General features: G+C 40.4%; 13 protein-coding genes. 6 read left to right on the top strand and 7 right to left on the bottom strand.

Annotated elements, in window-relative coordinates:
- Window positions 1-4: 4 nt before the first annotated feature.
- Both HXT45_RS05545 and HXT45_RS05540 read left to right on the top strand, forming a co-directional pair.
- The gene (locus tag HXT45_RS05545; RefSeq protein WP_004131975.1) at window positions 5-2,032 is read left to right on the top strand and encodes a dipeptide ABC transporter ATP-binding protein; all 2,028 of its coding nucleotides are present in this window, start codon (window positions 5-7) and stop codon (window positions 2,030-2,032) included.
- Window positions 2,033-2,214: 182 nt separating this feature from the next.
- On the top strand, window positions 2,215-3,699 hold the full coding sequence (locus HXT45_RS05540) for a sensor histidine kinase (RefSeq protein WP_004131977.1): 1,485 nt from the start codon (window positions 2,215-2,217) through the stop codon (window positions 3,697-3,699).
- Window positions 3,700-3,707: 8 nt separating this feature from the next.
- On the opposite strand, the gene HXT45_RS05535 is transcribed toward HXT45_RS05540, so the two are convergent.
- From HXT45_RS05535 to HXT45_RS05520, 4 genes are all read right to left on the bottom strand, one after another.
- Complete coding sequence (locus tag HXT45_RS05535) at window positions 3,708-3,980, bottom strand: WhiB family transcriptional regulator (protein ID WP_248899049.1); 273 nt, start codon at window positions 3,978-3,980, stop codon at window positions 3,708-3,710.
- Window positions 3,981-4,134: 154 nt separating this feature from the next.
- The gene (locus tag HXT45_RS05530; RefSeq protein WP_421781568.1) at window positions 4,135-5,910 is read right to left on the bottom strand and encodes an FtsK/SpoIIIE domain-containing protein; all 1,776 of its coding nucleotides are present in this window, start codon (window positions 5,908-5,910) and stop codon (window positions 4,135-4,137) included.
- A 96-nt stretch (window positions 5,911-6,006) separates the two neighbouring features.
- Window positions 6,007-7,356, bottom strand: a complete 1,350-nt coding sequence (locus HXT45_RS05525; protein WP_421781566.1) for an LCP family protein — start codon at window positions 7,354-7,356, stop codon at window positions 6,007-6,009.
- A 133-nt stretch (window positions 7,357-7,489) separates the two neighbouring features.
- On the bottom strand, window positions 7,490-8,971 hold the full coding sequence (locus HXT45_RS05520; RefSeq protein ID WP_421781564.1) for an LCP family protein: 1,482 nt from the start codon (window positions 8,969-8,971) through the stop codon (window positions 7,490-7,492).
- A 100-nt stretch (window positions 8,972-9,071) separates the two neighbouring features.
- On the opposite strand from HXT45_RS05520, the gene HXT45_RS05515 reads away from it, so the two are divergent.
- The gene (locus tag HXT45_RS05515) at window positions 9,072-12,383 is read left to right on the top strand and encodes a glycosyltransferase family 2 protein (RefSeq protein WP_421781562.1); all 3,312 of its coding nucleotides are present in this window, start codon (window positions 9,072-9,074) and stop codon (window positions 12,381-12,383) included.
- A 72-nt stretch (window positions 12,384-12,455) separates the two neighbouring features.
- Window positions 12,456-14,081, top strand: coding sequence for a DUF5719 family protein (locus HXT45_RS05510; RefSeq protein ID WP_421782325.1), 1,626 nt, complete (start codon window positions 12,456-12,458; stop codon window positions 14,079-14,081).
- 23 nt (window positions 14,082-14,104) lie between these two features.
- Here HXT45_RS05510 and HXT45_RS05505 read toward each other — a convergent pair whose 3' ends face one another.
- Window positions 14,105-14,533 carry a metallopeptidase family protein gene (locus tag HXT45_RS05505; RefSeq protein ID WP_004131993.1) on the bottom strand — a complete coding sequence of 143 codons (429 nt, stop codon included), beginning with the start codon at window positions 14,531-14,533 and terminating at the stop codon, window positions 14,105-14,107.
- Between the two features lie 118 nt (window positions 14,534-14,651).
- On the opposite strand from HXT45_RS05505, the gene HXT45_RS05500 reads away from it, so the two are divergent.
- Both HXT45_RS05500 and HXT45_RS05495 read left to right on the top strand, forming a co-directional pair.
- Window positions 14,652-15,464 (top strand): HAD-IIB family hydrolase, encoded by an 813-nt coding sequence (locus tag HXT45_RS05500; RefSeq protein ID WP_004574639.1) that lies wholly within the window; start codon window positions 14,652-14,654, stop codon window positions 15,462-15,464.
- Window positions 15,465-15,541: 77 nt separating this feature from the next.
- On the top strand, window positions 15,542-16,279 hold the full coding sequence (locus HXT45_RS05495) for a ComF family protein (protein ID WP_060785639.1): 738 nt from the start codon (window positions 15,542-15,544) through the stop codon (window positions 16,277-16,279).
- A 55-nt stretch (window positions 16,280-16,334) separates the two neighbouring features.
- Here the strand turns inward: HXT45_RS05495 and HXT45_RS05490 are convergent, their stop codons facing one another.
- Window positions 16,335-17,483: a sensor histidine kinase gene (locus tag HXT45_RS05490; RefSeq protein WP_004131997.1), complete on the bottom strand. Its 1,149-nt coding sequence runs from the start codon at window positions 17,481-17,483 to the stop codon at window positions 16,335-16,337.
- On the bottom strand, window positions 17,455-18,204 hold the full coding sequence (locus HXT45_RS05485; protein WP_004131998.1) for a response regulator transcription factor: 750 nt from the start codon (window positions 18,202-18,204) through the stop codon (window positions 17,455-17,457). Before HXT45_RS05485 ends, HXT45_RS05490 begins: the two co-directional genes overlap by 29 nt.
- Window positions 18,205-18,225 lie beyond the last annotated feature (21 nt).

Genomic DNA, 18,225 nt, shown 5'->3' with positions numbered 1-18,225 from the left:
GATTATGAACACAGCAACACGTAAAAATGTAGATACTATTGCAATGCAACGCGAGCAGGGTCCTTTGCTGGAAGTTAAAAATCTTCAAGTTGACTTTACAACGGATTCTAAAAAGGCCGTACACGCTGTTCGCGATGCAAGCTTTAACGTTTACCCAGGTCAGTGGGTTGCAATCGTAGGCGAATCTGGTTCTGGAAAGTCTACTTCTGCAATGGCAGTTCTTGGTTTACTTCCTGGAACAGGTCACGTTACGGGTGGTTCTATTAAGCTTAAAGGTCAAGAAATAAGTAATCTAAAGCCTAAAGATTATGCGGCTTTGCGCGGAACGGCAATGGGATTGGTTCCGCAAGACCCTATGAGTAATTTGAACCCTGTTTGGCGAATTGGAACTCAAGTTAAAGAAGCTCTTCTTGCAAATGGAGTTGACGTTAGCCATGAGAAGCGCTCCGCTTTGGCAGAAGCTTTAGCAGGAGACGCTGTAGAAGTTAAAAGCAACGAAGACGAAATCTTCCTTGGCTCTAAAGAACTGAGCGCATTGTTGGACGAAGCAAAGCAAGCTTTGGCGCAGGCTGGTCTTAGCGAGCAAACGAATGCCGAAAAGTTTAATGAAGCTATGGAATACTACAAAAAAGAGTGGGTTCCAGGCTCCGAAACTCGTTGGCGCGTTGCAGACGATTTAATCAAGTATGGCGTTGATGACGACAAAGCTTGGGAAATCGCCAAAAAGTATGTTGTTGGTGCAAGCGTTGAAGACCGCATTGCTGGTTTGCTAGATGAGGCTGGTTTGCCAGATGCTGCAACTCGCGCACGTCAGTTCCCGCACGAGTTTTCTGGTGGTATGCGTCAGCGCGCGTTAATCGCGATTGGCTTGGCTTGCCGTCCAGATTTGCTTATTGCAGATGAGCCAACTTCCGCACTAGACGTAACTGTGCAAAAGCGTATTCTTGACCATTTGCATACGCTTACAGATTCGCTAGGTACTTCCGTTCTGTTTATTACTCACGATTTAGGTTTGGCTGCAGCTCGCGCGCAGCACGTTGTTGTTATGTATAAGGGTCGCGTTGTTGAGTCTGGTCCATCTCTAGACGTTTTGCAGCACCCTCAGCATCCATACACTAAGCGACTTGTTGCTGCAGCTCCAAGCTTGGCTTCTCAGCGAATCATCTCCGTTAAGGAGCATGGCGGCAATGCTGATAATTTGCTTGAGCATCACGTAGTAGGCGAGCAAGCTCTTGAAAAGAGCGAGCATATTATTACAGTCGACCACTTAACGCGCGAGTTTAAGCTTCCGCGCAAGAAGGAGCTTTTTAAGGCTGTTGACGATGTTTCGTTCTCTATTAAGCGCGGAACAACGTTGGCAATTGTGGGCGAATCTGGTTCTGGTAAGTCTACTGTTGCAAACATGGTTTTGAGATTACTAAAGCCAACAAGCGGAACTGTTACCTACGAGGGCAAGAATATTGCTGACTTAAAGGGCGCAGATTTGCTTGATTTCCGCCGTCATGTACAGCCAGTATTCCAAAATCCTTACGGTTCGCTAGACCCAATGTATTCGATTTATCGTTCTATTGAAGAGCCTTTGCGAATTCATAAGATTGGAAGTAAAAAGAGCAGACAGAATCGCGTACGCGAGCTTTTAGATATGGTTCGCATGCCTGCTTCTGTTATGACTCGATTCCCGAACGAGCTTTCTGGCGGTCAGCGTCAGCGCATTGCGATTGCGCGCGCAATGGCATTGGACCCAGACGTAATCGTTTGCGATGAGGCTGTTTCTGCATTAGACGTGCTTGTGCAAGATCAGGTTTTGCACTTGCTTAACGATTTGCAAGCAGAGCGCGGATTAAGCTACTTGTTCATTACTCACGATTTGGCTGTTGTTCGTCAAATCGCAGATGAGGTTGTTGTTATGCAACACGGCAAACTTGTTGAGCATGCTACAACTGACGAAGTGTTTGATCATCCTCAAAAGGAATACACTCGCGATCTTCTCGACGCAATTCCAGGTGGAAATTTGGAGCTTGGATTGGATTAGTCGCAAGACTTGTATTAGTGCAAGCTATTAGATGTAGATAAAAGTGCAGGAGATAAAACTTCTGCACTTTTGTTTTATAACGCGCTTTAATAGACTTTAGAATTTTAGTCTGTTTATTTAGTCTGTTTATTTAGTCTATTTATATTCGCGTGTTTATATTCGCGTGTTTATATTATTAAATCATGGCTGATTTTTCTCATATTCTTGCAACGCGTCCAGATTTTGACGAGTCGGATCGCGAATGGTTGCATCACCTTGTAGCAGATTGGCAAGTAATAGCAGATTTAAGTTTTGCAGACTTGCTTTTGGTTATTCAAAACGGCAATGGCGATTACGTTGTAGCAGAACAATGCCGTCCGTCTACAGCAATCACACTTAGAACCGAAGATTTACTCGGCGTAAAGCTAGACGAATCAATGCATAATGAGCTAGAAGCAGCAATGAGTAAAGAAACAAGTTTCCACTCTTCTGTGTTAAGAACTGTTGGCAGAGCTACTGTTTGCAACGTTTACGCTCCAGTTCGCCACAACGGCAAAACGCTTGGTCTTGTTCTTAGAGAAACAAATCTTGCAACAAGAGAATCAAACGGTAGGTACGAGACGGAAAGCATTAATGCTGGCAAAACGTTGTTCGACATGATTGCGCGCGAGCAGTTTCCGTACCACGATTCAATGCTAAATCAGCGCCACAATGCTCGAGTTGCAGACGGTTTTATTATTTTAGAAGAAAGCGGTGTTGTTCGCTATGCTTCTCCAAACGCAATCAGCTGCTTCCGCAGACTTGGCGGATTAAACACTATGCAAGGCGAGTTCTTGTGCGAGTTTGGAGCGCGTCTTCTTCACACAAACGATGTTGTTCCCGAAAGCTTGCCTTTAGTTTTAAGCGGTAAAGCCGATGTTGATTGCGAGTTAGAAGTAAATAATTCCGTTGTTTCTATGCGCTCGCTGCCGCTTTATGGTCCTAACGATAGAACTGGTGCAGTTGTTCTTTGCAGAGATGTTACGGAGGTTCTTAGAAGAGAAAAGGAGCTTCAGACTAAGAACGCTACCATTTCCGAGATTCATCATCGTGTTAAGAATAATCTTCAAGCTGTTTCTGCTTTGCTTCGTCTTCAAGCTAGAAAAACCAAGTCGTACGAAGTTAGAAAAGAGCTAGAAGAAGCTCAAAGGCGAGTTCAAACTATTGCTCTTGTTCACGAAGGTTTAAGCCAGACTGCCGATGAGGTTGTTGACTTCGACAAAGTGATTTCTAGCTTGCTTAAAATGACGATTGAGCTCGCTTCACAAAATCAAAATATTACGGTTGATTTTTGTGGTAAATTCGGCAAGCTTGCAGCTCAAGATGCAACGCCTCTTTCTCTTGTCTTAACCGAGCTTGTTACAAATGCAGTTGAGCATGGTTTTGAAGGCATGAGCGAAGGTCATATTACGATTTCTGTTGGTCGTGGTGGAGACAACCTTAGTATTGTTGTAGAAGACAATGGCGGCGGAATCGAAAGCGAATCCTTGCATGGAATGGCAAAGTCTTCTGGATCTGGATTAGGAACTCAGCTAATCAACACTTTTGTTACTAACGATTTTGGTGGCACTGTTAAGTGGGAATCGCGAAGAGAAGGCGGAACTCGTGTTTTGCTGGATATTAAGTTGCGCGTTCCTGGAGTAGAGTAGTCTCTTACTTAAAATTCAGTGTTTTGATTTCTGCGCGCTCGCATTGCTCTACGCTTTAGCGAGCGCCTTTCATCTTCGCTAAGACCGCCCCAAACGCCGTAATCTTGGCTTGTTTCTAGAGCGCATCTTAAGCAATTGTCGGCAACATTACAAGTTCTGCACACTGCTTTGGCTTCTTCAACTTGCTGATTGGATGAGCTGTTGTTTCCTACTGGGAAGAAAAGTTCAGGATCCTTATCTCGGCAAGCTGCTTTTGCACGCCAGTCGAATGCGCTACTCATAAGTAAATAACCTCTTTTTAATACGCGTACGTTTTGACTAAATTTGCTAGATTTTGTATAAAACTATCCGCACTCCAGGAAAGCATGAATATAACTTTTTTTCAAGACTTTTACAAAATTTTTTTAATCTTTTTGAGTGATTTAAGTCATATTTTTATGTAAAACTCAATATTTGCAGCAAATTAGCTTTTCCAGGAATCACCATTATGCATCTTCCTGGTGTTTGATAATCTTCCACGGTTAGTGTTTTTAGTAAGTCGTTAGGTATTCCAAGCATTGAGTCTGTTGCAGCATCGCCTGTTGGGAAGATTATTCTTACTGGCGCTTGCTCTGGTACGCGTATGTGTCTTGCGTTTTGAGCGCAAAATATTACTGTTGTCTTAGTGTCTTTTAGTTTGCATTGCAATTCTTTAGACTTTTCGTCGCTGTTAAAAGGCTCTAAAAGTGAGTCTGCGTCGTCTTGAATGTGAATGTTTTTTGAATCAAGATTTTGCACACTAATAGCATTTTTAATCACATTTATAAGATTAGACTTTCCTCGTTTGCTTCCACCAATAATCGCTATGTTTCCAAGATTTATTGGCAAAATTGCTTCGCTTAAGTTAATTCCATCGTCTTTTAAGCCGATTAAAAGTCCAAACTCGCTATCTTTTGTGTTTTTGCAGTATTTATTAAGTGTTGAATTATTTAAGTATCTTGGTAGTGGAGCGCTAAACAATTGTTTAGGAGTTTTGTAGCAATAGAATTTTCCAGCCAATTCGATTGCTTTTATAAGCGAATTTTTATTTTTACTTTGTGAGCATTGTAACGCTACTATTCCGTCTCCCGTATTGCAATATGCTGCTCCAGGATTATTCGGGTTTATGCTTGCTGCAACTTGTGACCCAAGTAGTTCGTGCGATTGCATTGCGTCTCTAACTCTTAAACAAATGTTTATAGACATATTTGCCTTCATATCTGCGTTTACTTGTCCCATTGGATTTTGTGTGCACGCTATAAGATGCATTCCAAGGGACCTTCCAACCGAAGCTATGCGTATTAGGCGATTCATGTAATCGGGGAGTTGATTTTTAAGAGCATGGAACTCGTCTATAACAATCACCATTGAAGGCTCGCTTGGTTTTACTTGACTAATATCGTGGCAGCCTTGATTTGCAACTAATCTTTCTCGCCTGTCTAATTCCATTTCTAATCCGCGCAATGCTCTTGCAGCATGCTTAAGATTTAAGTCTCCAACGTTTCCAACGCTGTGTGGAAGTGTAGAAAGTGAATCGAATGTAGCTCCTCCCTTAAAATCCATAAACACAAATTGCAATAATTTAGGTGAGTATCTAAAAGCTAGAGCCAAACACCAAGATGTTAGTAAAACGGATTTTCCAGACCCTGTTGTTCCTGCTACAAGCGCGTGCGGCCCATTTTTAACAAGATCTATACAAAAATAACCGCTGCTGTTTATTCCGATTGGAGCTTCTAAAGAGTTTTTAGAAGACATTAGCCAAGCGTATACAACATTTTTCCATGGAGGAACACGATTTTGCATGTTTTTATAGTAATTTGTAGAAATAATTTGATTTGCGTTATTAATCAGCATTGCTTCCAGGTTGATTGGAATAAGAGTTTCTGGAATACCTTTAATATGAGAGTCGACTGTTGTTTTGCTAAAGTGAACGCTTTGATTCGTATTATTCTTTACTAAACTTTTGTTGTTTTTGTTTGAATTGTATTGAACAATTTGCGGTATTAAGCAAGCAATATACATCATTATGCTAGGAACAATCATTGCAAGCATCATCCAACTTTTTTGCAAAAACGCCATTATAGCAAGAGCAATATTGGCTAAAATAGGCACAATATTTGCCATTATTTGCATCCAAAACATTGGTTTTGAAGCCATGCTTTTAGTATTGTTTGCATTGTTTTCGTATTCCATAACGCAATAGTGTATTGCTGTTAAGAAATATGCAAGTAAAAACCACAAATGTGGTTAAAGGCTAAATTGGCTAAATATGATTAGCTAAAATTATGTTTATTGCTCTGCAAGCGTTCCAACGTTTCCAGGCGCATGCGTTCCAGCAGATAGTTGATCGAATAATTCAATGTTTTTAGCATCGTCTAACAAAACGGCTGATCCAACTGAATACACCCAATAATCTGGATTAGTCCAATAGACTGTTCCTGTTACGCCGTCTTTTCCTGTTGCTTCCTTAAAAGCAAGACCCATGTTCAGCAGTGTTCCAGGATTCGAGTTTTCGTCTAATATTGCAGAATCAAGCGATGCTTTTGCAAAACCTTTTACTTTCGAGAAGTTTGTAAGCGTGCTGCTAGATAAAGCTTTTTTCATTATTGCGCTAATTACCATTCGCTGTCTTGCAGCTCTTCCAAAATCAGATTGAGGGTCTGCATATCTCATTCTAGAAAATGCTAATGCAACGTTTCCGTCTGCGCTGTGGCATCCTGCAGTCCAATTAAGCCCACTGTAGACATCGCTAACTGTGCGATCGTAGCATAAGTCTATTGTTCCAAGCGAGTTTACAACGTTTGTAAGTCCTGCGAATTTTATTTCTGCAACGTGGTCTATTTTGTGGCCAGTAATTTTTTCAACGGTTTTTGTTAGTGCTCTATTTCCAAGATCTTGTGCAACTGTGTTAATCTTCATTTGCTGGCCGTTTACAGAAACTAGCGAGTCTCTTGGAATGGATATTAAGGAGCTGTGCCCACTTACTGGTTTTGTTAAAACAAGAATCGTATCTGTTCTAAATCCAGTTATTTCTTTTGCTTCTTCGCCTTCTCGTTGATCCGATCCTAAAATTAGCCAAGTTGTTTCTTGAGTATCTGGAGTATCCGTTAGCCAATTATCTCGCTTAATTTGAGAGTCAACCCAGTTCCAAGATAAAACGCCTAGTGCTCCTACAAGAATCAATATTGTTACTAAAAGCAGGGATAAGTACTTTAGTAAGCGATGTTTTTTTCTAAAAGCAAGAGTTCCAGCAGAAGAATTACTTGCTATTGGTCTAACTTCGTTTTGACTAAAGTTTTGGATTCTTTTTGGAGTAAAACTAGATGCACTTGCATTGTTTTGGCTTAAACGCTGACTTTGTTCGGGGTAGTATTGCTCGCTATATGCTTGTGTGCCAGTGTTTTGTGTGCGATAATTTTGCGAGTTTTGGCTTACTTTTCTAGGCTTTGGCTCAAACGACGGTGCACGCTGAACAGTCTCTTGCTTGTTTAATTCGCTGTTTTTATGCGCGTTATTGTGTGCGTTTTTAGGCGGAAAGCTCGGTATTGAATTCGCGTTTTTATTGTGTTTATTCGATGGAGTAAAGCTAGGTGGATTATTTTGATTCCCCAAAGCGTCTTCTGGACGTTGCTGGCTCATTTATCCTCCCTAAGCCATACATTTGCAATATTGATGGCGTCTATATGTATGCATAATTATTAGTGAAAACTACCAATGGCATTATAAAACAACGTAGTTATAAACGATTTAACAACGTGCTTTTTCTAGTGTATTATTTTCCTTTTGGAACAGCGCATATTGTATTATTTAGGTATTTATCTGCAATTCCCATGTAGTGACCAGTTTGTGGGTTTCTTATTGTTCCGTCTTCTGGGTTAACGATTCCGCCGCTATTTGGATCAATAAGTCTGCCTAAGCTGTCTTTTGCTAATCCAGTTTTTGGATCCACGCGCCCAATTTTAACTGCATTTGGATCTGCATAGGAATTAGAGGAATTAAGGCTATTCTCGCCAGAATTTGTGGACTCCGCAGAGTCGTTAGAATCTGCACTAGAAGAATCGGAGTTCTCTTTAGAATCAGACTTTTTACTGCTCTTTGAGTTCTTTTTTGAAGACTTTTTACTTTTACTTGGTTTTTCGCCTAAATCTTTAGTTAACGGCTTATCTTCTTGCATTAAATCCCAAACGTCTTGCGCACTTTCGTCTAAAATAACACGATTTTCATCGTATGGGTCGGTTGTAATCGGTATTGTTTGTGCGTAAATGTGCGAAGGCTTTAGATTACGAAGGCTTGCAGCTAAACCAACCAGTGTTGTAGGGTTTGCAAGACCCTGGCTCATATTAAGTGACTTTAGAGCTGATTTTGCAAGTTGATAAAGTTGGCCCGACTGTGTTAGAAGATTCTTAGATAGCGCTTGATGAATAAGTTGCTTAAGAAGATATTGCTGGCGCGTTGTTCGCATAATATCGCTTCCGTCGCTTGCGCTGTCGTGCCTCATCCTTGCATATTGTGTTGCTTGCACGCCATCAAGGTGTTGGAGTCCGCGCTTTAGATTAACGCCCGTGTAGTAATCCCTAGTGTTTACAGGAATGCACAGGGTTACTCCGCCAATCGCGTTAATCATATCGCTTAAACCGCTAAAGTCTGCAACAATAAAATCTGTTATGTTTAAGCCAGTAATCTCGTTTACTGTTGCAAGCGTACATGATGCTGCGCTTGCTAAGTCGCCTCCCTTAGCGTAGCCAAGTGCGAAAATCGAGTTAAACATAACTTTACGTCTAGCTGGAATTCTGCCTTTAGACGTATTGCACGCTGCGGCTTTAACCATTGAATCTCTTGGAATTGAAACAATGTTTATATAAGACCTATCTGCGCTGATTTGAACAATCATTGCTGTGTCTGATTGATGATTTTCGTCTTCTCCACCGCCCTGAAAAGCGCGATTCTTACCTTCTCGAGTATCTTGACCAAGAACAAGAATATTAATAGTTTTACCAGCATTAGGGTCTATTGACTGAATCTGTTTGGCGCTTGTTGAGATGGTTTTTATAACGCGCGAACTAATAGTAGAAGAAAAGTCAAGCCATACGGATGCGATTATTGTAGTTAAAAAGGTTAGAACGGCAATAATTGCCATGCAAATGATTTTACGAGTATTATTAAGCATTTGACTATTGAGAGTATGGTGTGGTGCAGATGAGTCCCAATAGTTAGTTTGGTACCGACGGTCTTGATTATACCGAGAGGCTGCCATGCTTCCTTCTTTCGTAAATGCACATATAAATCACCATTATAGTGTATTCTATTGAGATTTTAACATGCATAATACATACCCCTTGCGTAAACTGTTATGTATGGATTCAATAACCGCTGAAACTTGCACTTTTGAAAACGATGTTTTACAAGTCTTTTCTGCTATGAATAGAATAAAGCCTCGCGAGGTTGATTCTTCTATTGTTTCAATAATGAGCGTTGAGCAAGATACGCGGTTTTACGAAGAAACTTTGCAAGCGGTTATAAATCAAAGTGTTCTTCCTGGAACTATTGTTGTAGCTGATTGTGCTAATAGAACACAAAAAGAGTTAGTAAAGTCTTTTGACGTTCAAATAGAGCCAACTCAATTATCGGGATTAATTTCTAGTGCAGATTTTTCCAACGGAAATCAAGCTTTTAGTAATGCGTATGGCAATGCGTACAGTGGCAATAATGCTGAATCCTACAAACAATATAAGCAAGTAAAAGTTGTTATTCTTCCTATTAAGTCTGCAAAATCATTTGGAGATGCTGTAGAAAAGTCTTTAAGAAAACTTTTGCCATTGCAAGGCGTTAAGTCGTTATGGCTTTTGCACGACGATTCAAAACCTTGCGATTCAAAATGCTTGGAAGCTTTAAGAGAGACTTGGCGAAACACTCCAACAGCTTGCGTTCTTGGTGCAAAACAAGTTGATTGGCAAGGAAAAATTCTTCATAACGTTGGCATGTATGCGTGGAAGCATAAAGTGCATTCACTTAGCGTAGAAGGCGAGCCAGATCAAGAGCAATACGATTTTAGGGGAGACGTTTATTCTGTTTCTCTTGCAGGCGCTTTAGTTTCGCTTAGCACTTGGCAGACAATGCGAGGAACTCAGCCTTGGCTTACCACTTTTGAAGAGTCTAACGATTTTTGTAGGCGAGTCGTTTTAAGCGGTGGGCGAGTTGTTGTTGTACCACAAGCCAGAATCGCGCATAGAAGAGCGCGTTTTGACGGTCTTCGCACTAGGAGCGGCGAAGAGCGCGATGCAGAAAAAACCAATATTTGCTACGGCTTAGCTTATTCGATTATGGCAAAGCAAAGATACATGTATACAGATGTTAGCGTTATTATGTGGCCTCTTATTTGGCTTTGCTCTGTTCCAATGTCAATAATCCGCGCACTTCAATCTTTGTTTGCTAAGCAGCCGTATGTTGCGTTTATGCGTCTTATGCTTCCTTGGATTGCGTTAGCGCAATTACCTCGCGCTATTTTTGCAAGAAGACGAGTGTCTAGAGTTTCAAAAGTTTCCTTAAAACGACTCACTTCTCTTATAGCAAGTCGTAGTCAAATTACGCGTTGGAAAGACAAAACTATTGCTTTTAAGACTCAAAAAAAGGGTGTTATTTTAAGTCCGCTTGCAAGAAAACACTTGCATAGAAGAGTTTTGTTTAGATGGAGCGCTGCAATTTGTGCATCTCTTCTTGTTTTTGCAACCGTAATACTTCTTTACGGAGCGCCAATTAATAAGATTCTTTCTGGATCTTCGCTTTATTCAAGCCAGCTTCTTTCTACTGGAACAAGTTTTAGTGATTTGTTTAAGTCTGCGATTGGAGCATATATTCCAGACGACGGTTTTGCGTCTCCTCTTCCTCCGTCTCCGCTTCTTATGATTTGGATGCTAGCTTCCATTGTGTTTGGTGGAAATACGTTAGCTGCAATAAACGCCATATTTTTCCTTGCTGCTCCCGCTATGCTACTAAGTTTTTGGGCGCTCGCAGGCGTGTTTACTAGATCGGACATTGTGCGAGTGTGCTCTGGTCTTTGTTGGACAATGATTGCGATGGCTTTTGGCGTTTTTGCTAGAGGCGATTTGCCAATGATTCTAACAATGGTATTTTTGCCAGCTGCATTTGCGTTCGCTTTCCACGCTGTAGGAATGTACGTTACAGAAGACCCTGTTGTTCCAGTTGCGTCAATCCAAAGCGCAGCTTGCGCATCTTTGTGCTTTATGGTTCCGCTTGCTGCAAGTCCTCAGCTTTTGCTGCCAATGTTTGTTATTTTTGTTGCATCAATAATTATGGTGCGCTCGCATCGTTTTATGCTTGCGCTAATGCCTGTTCCATCTGTTCTAGTTCTTTTGCCAACTCTTGGTAGCGTTGTGCGCTATTTTGGAACTGGAATGTGGCGTCAAATTTTTGCTAGTATGGCTTTGCCTTCTCAAAAAATAAATGGCGCTCCTAGAGCTAGTAGTTATATAGACGTTTTGCTTCGAGCGTTTAACATTGATTTGAATCATTTTTCTTCGGGTTCAATGTTAATTTTGCAACTTCGCGGAATAATCATGATTGTGTTCGCAGCCTTAGCTGTACTAATGGCTTTGTGCGCGCTTGCTCTTCCGTTTGCTTTAAGAGCTTCAAGAATGATGTGGGTTGTAATAGTTAGCGGAATGGTGCTTTCTTTAGTCGCTTGCCGCGTTGTTGTTGCATCCGATTTTGACGGTCCTATTAGTGCAAGTGTTCTTCCAGGAGTAAGCTTGAGCGCTCTTGGTGTTCTTGCATGCATGTGCATGGTTGCAGGAAAAGCAGTTCGTAGATTTGAGCCTTTGCGAAAATCTAATTCTGCTAATCAAGACAATAATCCAGACGATTACACTACTCGCGTTTCTAAGCGTGCAGCTATGAATCGTTCTGCTAAAGCAATGATGAAAAAGCTTATTCATCTTGCAAGAGGAATTTTAGCTTTTGGAATTTTTGCAGTTGCTGCTTTGCTTGGATTATTTGCGATCATTAGCGGACCTGTAACCTCCGTTTACGCAAGCGATAGTGGCCTGCCAATGGTTGTTTCGGACTACTTAAATAAGAATAGTGCAAATCGCGTTCTTGCGATTAAAGCTGTGAATAGTCGTGAGTTGAATATTTCGCTTATGCGCACCGCTCGTGGCGATTTAGTTGACTTATCTCCATCTTTACAAGTTAGAGATGTTTTATATGGGAATTCTCCTAGTACGAATACGCTTTATTACGCGGCTTCTAAGCTTCTTTCTCACGCAAGCGATGAGTCGATTGTAACCTTAAAGCAGCTTGGTATTGGCGGAATTTACATTGTTAATGATTCTAAAGCCAAAAACGATTTAGCGGCTAATAATTCAATGATTAGCTTAGAAGGCGACGCAAATAAAGACGCAACAGAAAAGTTGATTGCAAACGTAAACGCTTCGGAAGGAACTCAGCTTGTTGTTTCATCTAGTCATGGAACGTATTGCAGATTTGACGATGTAGCAGACATGTCTTCTTCTAAAACTTCGATTTATAGCCATTCGCGTCCGCTTTCTTGGAGAATTCCATGGATTGTTGTTTTTGCTTTAGTGCTGCTATTGTATTGCCTGGTTGCTTTGCCTCGTTTTAACAGCAATAACGTAATAGAGCGTGAATAAATAGAGCGTGAATAATTAGGATGATTAGTTAGAAGCTATGATTGATTAGACGGATAAATGGCAGGTAGATTAATGAAGTCAGATACGAATTCTAAAAATAGTCATCGTCATGCACAAGATGCTGCTTCGATTAGCGCTTCTGTTCGTTTTAGAAGATTCAAGCTGTGGTCTTTGTCTATTTTAAGCGCTGCAATACTTGTTTCTTGTGCTGTTGTTGCGTCTTGCGTATGCCCTCTAAAACAGCTAACAGACGACCCGATTTTTCCTATTGGAAGCGTAGAAAAGCGTGTTAGTTCTACAAATTTGCAAACAGTTTGCCCTAGCAGAATAGCTTTACCAGATTCAGCAAAATATGGCGATAGCGAGTTTCAAGAATCCGAAGGAGACTTAAAGTCAATATCTAGATATGCGTCTTTTGGCAACGTTTATAAGTCCACTTTTAACGGCGTAAAATATGCTGGCGATTCTAAAGATTTAGTTAACAAATCTTTTAACAATCCTTCTAGTTCTTCTAGTGATCCTAGTGATTCAAGCGAAAGCCAAGATAGAGCCTATTTTGCAGAAAGTAATGTAGATAAAGACGCTCAAGTTTTGGAAAGTAGTCTTTTAAGTGCGCAATCTGGAACTGGGTCTGCTGCATCTGTTGCGTCTTGGGCTACAAACGGCGACTTAAAAGGATTATCTGCCACTTCTTGCGTATCTCCTTCAATGCGCCAAAACTTTATTATTCCAAGAATAGCGGAAGGTGTTTCTGTAAGATTAAATTCTGTTAATCTTTCGTCTAAGCCTACTGTTGTAAGCGTTAAAGCATGGTCAACTAATAAATCGGGAGCGCAGCTAAATCTTTCTACAGGAAGCACTTTTACTGTTCCAGCACATAGTGACGCTTACTTTAACATTTCTGCAGCTGCATCAAAGTCGGATGGTCTTTATATTCAAGTTTTAAGCGAGCAAGCTCCAGTTTCGTCGTTTGTTAAGTTTATTAGTTCATCTGGTCTTGCTTCTAAAGGCGTGGATATTATTTCTCCGCAAGAATCAGCATCTTTAGAGCCTGTTTTGCCAGGAGTTAGTGAAGGCGACCAAGCCAAAGCTTATATTTGGTCTAATAAAAGCGGAAAAGTCGATTTGTATTGGCTCGATGATTCTGGAAAAAAGAGCATAAAGCAAGTAGATTTTAGTGCAAGACAGATTCAAGTTGTTGATTTACCAGAAGTACCTAAGGGCGTTGGAGCGATTTTTGCGCAAAGTAACGTTCCGATTTTTGCTATGGCTTCTGTTGAAAAAAGTGGCAAAGATGGTCAAAGCGATATTGCTTTTGTTAATGCTGTTCACTCTATTACAAATAGTGCGCTTGTTTCCCCATTTTCTGCAGACGAAACTTCGCTGCATATTGCAAACGGATCTGTTGATAATGCCAATGTAAAGCTTAGTGCTTACGATTCTTCTGGCTTAAAAGTAGCGTCTAAGACTATTGAAGTTAAGTCTTATACTGTTTCAACGATTTTAGCAAAAGATATTAATCCTAAAGCTGTTATGTATACTCTTAAGTCTAAATCTGGAGTTTCGTTTGCGTCTAGGATTCAATCAAAAGCAGTAAACGACGCTGGTTTTGCAAGCGTTGCGTGGCTTCCTTCCAAGTCGCTTGACCCTAACAGTATAAGTGTTAAAGTTCGCTCGAATCCTTCGATTGTAAAGTAGACTTAGGGCTTTTAGGCTGTTATTTACAATCCCCAATCTGGGTCGATTTCTTCTGGTCTTCTTCCGTACAATTCTGCTAAACGTTGCACTATCTCGTCTCTAATCGCGTATTGAAGCTCCGCTCTGCTAGTAACGTGTGTGCATAGTGGAAGTCTGTATAAAACTATTCTTTGTGGTATTCCTTTAGATGCAGGAAAAGCTTGAGACATTATTCTTTTATTACTTTCCCACAAAACTGGCTGGCTTGGAGGAACATCTTCTACAGCAAATTGAACGTCTTTTATAAGATTTGACCAAGCGCTGTTAAGTCTTCTAATTTGAGCTGCCACCATTGAATCGAACATTCCGCTGGCTGTTCTGTATCTAGGAAGTCGCGTGCCAAACATTGGCGCACGCATACCGCGTCCGTGGCGGTTTCTGTATCTTTTTTGTTCCCATACTAAAGACGTCATACACTTAACTTTATTTGTATGCTAGGGCATTTGATTAATATGCAAACACAAAACGGTGTAGTAAATATGTTGATAATATGGAATACTTGAATTGCACAGTTTGTACAGGAGGAAAGCGTTGGAGCCAAATATTCATGAGTACAATGAGCAGGGGATTTGTGAGCGTCTTGCTTTGTGTTCGCTTATTGGTTTTGACTTAGACAACACTCTTGCATGTTCTAAAAAGCCTATGACTAGTCCAATGTGCAAGGTTTTTGGCGATTTAATCAATAAAATGCCAATTGCGCTAATTACGGGTGGAGACTTGCGACTTGTTAAAAGTCAAGTTCTAAGCGTTTTGCCTGCTTCTACGAATTTAGACAATTTTCACATTATGCCAACTAATGGAACAAGCTATTATCGAATTGTTGATGGCAGTCTTAAATGCGTGTATTCTCACACGATTTCCGTAAAAGACGCAAATCGAATTATTTGCGTTGTTAAAGATTGCGCTAAAAAAATGGGATTGCTAAAAAGTAGTGGAGACAAAGACCTTTGGGGTAGTCAAATAGAAAATCGTGGTACTCAAATCACTTTTTCTGCACTAGGGCAGCTTGCTCCAATCGAACTTAAAAAGGATTGGGATCCTAGCGGCAAGCTAAAGGAGCAGCTAGCTGAACAAATTTCTGCATATTTGCCCGACTTTTCTGTGCGAGCTGGCGGAGAGACAAGTGTTGATATTGTTTGCAAAGGAAACAACAAGGCTTATGCTCTTGATTCTCTTTGTAGTATTTGCGAAATTTCGCTAAAATCTGTTGCTTTTGTGGGAGATCGTATGTATAAAGGTGGTAACGATTACCCAACTTCTTTAACAGGAGCTCTTGCGATTTGCGTAAAAAACCCTAATAACACTTTTGAATTGTGCTCTAAGCTATTAGAAAGTCTTAAGTAAAGTTTTAAGTAAAAAGCCTTTAACCACATTGCTCTAATTTTATTGCTATTTGTTTTTAGCATTGCTATCGTCTTTTTATGATTTACAAAAACCTTAACAAAAGCAAACAAAATCGGCTTATTTCCAACGTTTCTTGGGTAAATTTGCTTAAGACCATTCTTAATCTTGCTTTTCCAATTTCTTGTGCTGGCTGCTCAATTGCAGATTGCGTACTTTGCAACGAATGCAAATCAAAGTTTAGTAAGTGGCATATGGATCCGTTTAGCGGAGTGTTTTGCAAAAATATTTATTCTTGTGCAACATACGGATGGGCTGTAAGAAGGTGTATTTTGCAATGGAAAGATCATGGAAACCAACTTTTAGATAAGCCTTTTTCAGACTTGCTTTTTAGCTTGATTATTAGTGTTGTTGGAAGCTCAAGCAAAGTGGCCATTATTCCAGTTCCTTCGTCTTTTGCGTCTAAAAGAAAGCGCGGAAGAAGTCATATGGAGCCAATAGCTAAAAATGTTGTTAAAAGTCTTAAAAAACAAGGCATTGATGCTACTTTTGTTAAAGCAATTAAAATGATTAATGTAAGGGGAAAATCGGTTCAAGCAAGTGGGAGTAGGCAAAGGTCTTTGCGCACGTCTAAAGGTTTATCTGTAAACGTAAAGGGCATTAAAAGCGGGTACAAAGTGATTATTATAGACGACATTATTACTACGGGGTCTACGCTAAAAAACTGCGTTAAAGAGCTAAATAAAAGCGGTGTTACTGTTTTTGCATGTTTTGCGCTGGCTGGAGTGTGGTCTAAAGAAAGCGTTTTATACTCTTAGATTTGCGTGATTATGGGCCTTGCGTGATTATGCTCTTAAAACTCGCGCAATCTTTCTATTCGCTGTATGTAAGCGGCAATGTTATCTCAAAATTAACTCCGCGCTTATCGTCTACAACTCTAATGTTTCCGTGATGAAGCAGAGCAGCCCATCTTGCAATAGAAAGTCCTAATCCAGTTCCGCCAGACTCTGTTCCTATTCCTTGACTTCCCTTAACAAATCTGCGGAAAATGTCTGCGCGATTTTCTTCAGGAATTTGCGTTCCAAAATTAATCACATTGCAAACTAAAATATTTTTTTCGTGATTCGACTTAGCGCTTATAAGAATCTTAGTGTTGTCTGCAGAATGCTTGATTGCGTTAGATACTACGTTTGTAAACAATTGAGATAGGCGATTTTTGTCTCCAACAAGCATAATGTTGTTTTCAATATTAAGACTTATGCTGTGATTGTGACCCGCGTCTGCGATTCTTACTGTTTCTACAATGTTGTTAATAAAGTCTTTAAAGTCAAAACTTGTAATAACAAGGCTTTCTGCGCCTGCTTCTACTCTAGATAAGTCAAGAAGAAAAGTGATTAAATCAGCTAATTTATGTGTTTGATTTACGATTGCTTCCATATTTGACGGTGTTGGTTCCACAACGCCATCTGCAAGGTTTTCTACCATTGCTTGCAAAGCGCTAACAGGCGTTCTAAGCTCATGGCTAACGTTTGCTATAAGGTCTCGGCGCATGTTGTCTGCGTGCTCTAGTTCTTCTGCCATCTCGTTAAAAGCAAGAGTGAGTTTTCCAACTTCGTCTTTTCTGCTTTCGATTTGAACACGCACAGAATAGTCGCCATCTGCCATCGTTTCTGCAGCATCGCGCATTTGTCTAAGTGGGGAAGTTAATCCTCTAGAAAACGCGTATGTTATTCCTAATGCAACTGCAAGAGTTAGTGGCATTGCAATCCAACCACTTAATCCAACTTTTAGTAAAAACCATGCCATAACAAATGCTATAGCGGTTGCAAAAACAATAATCGCAGACAATTCGCCTTTTAATGACGTAAAAAATCCTATTGCGCTTTTAGGATGAGGCAGTGGGTTTTTTAGTGGGCTTTTTAGAGTATTCTTCATTGAATTTTTTAATGAACGCTTTAGCAGATTGCTATTTTTTATGTTCTTATGATCTTTGCTATTTTTGAGAATCAAATTCTGGCTCATAATCTTCTTTAGGTGGCTCAAAAGCGTAGCCTACTCCATGTATTGTGCGAATCCAATCAGATCCAATCTTATGTCTTAAAGATTTAACGTGGGAATCAACTGTGCGCGTTCCCGAAGCATCTGGCCAATCCCAGACTTTTTCTAAAAGCGTTTCTCTTTTTAACACTTCGTGAGGATGATTTGCAAAAGTCGTAAGTAAAGAAAATTCTGTAGGCGTAAAGTGGATTGCTTTTTCGCCAATCGTAACAAGTCTCTGCTTTGTGTCAATAATCAAGTTTCCAAACTTAATTAAAGTGTTGTATTGTTCTCTTTTTGCTATTATTGCAGCGCGCTCAACTCTTCTTAAAAGCGCACCGCATCTTGCAATAAGCTCTCTAGGGGAGAATGGCTTTGTAACGTAGTCGTCTGCTCCTGCGCTTAGTCCAGCCAACTTATCTGCTTCTGAGTCTCTTGCTGTAAGCATAAGAACAGGAATCGGGCATTTAGATACTATTCTTCGCGTTGCTTCTATGCCATCCATAAGCGGAAGCATAATATCCATGATTATAAGGTCTGGTTTTAAGCTTAACGCTGCTTTAACGGCAGACACTCCATCGCAAACAACTCTAGCTTTCCAACCTCTAGCAGCAATTCTTTGTGCTATAGCTGTAGCTAAATCTGGCTCGTCTTCTACAACAAGAATTGTTCGAGGAGCACTTGTTTGTAATGGAGTGTCCAACATTTTACCTAGTTTAGATTCCTT

It is taken from the genome of Gardnerella sp. DNF01199S (assembly GCF_049244155.1).
GTDB classification, from domain to species: domain Bacteria; phylum Actinomycetota; class Actinomycetes; order Actinomycetales; family Bifidobacteriaceae; genus Bifidobacterium; species Bifidobacterium piotii.
Note: the sequence above shows the minus strand (reverse complement) of the source record. Positions and strands in the feature narration are given on the sequence as shown.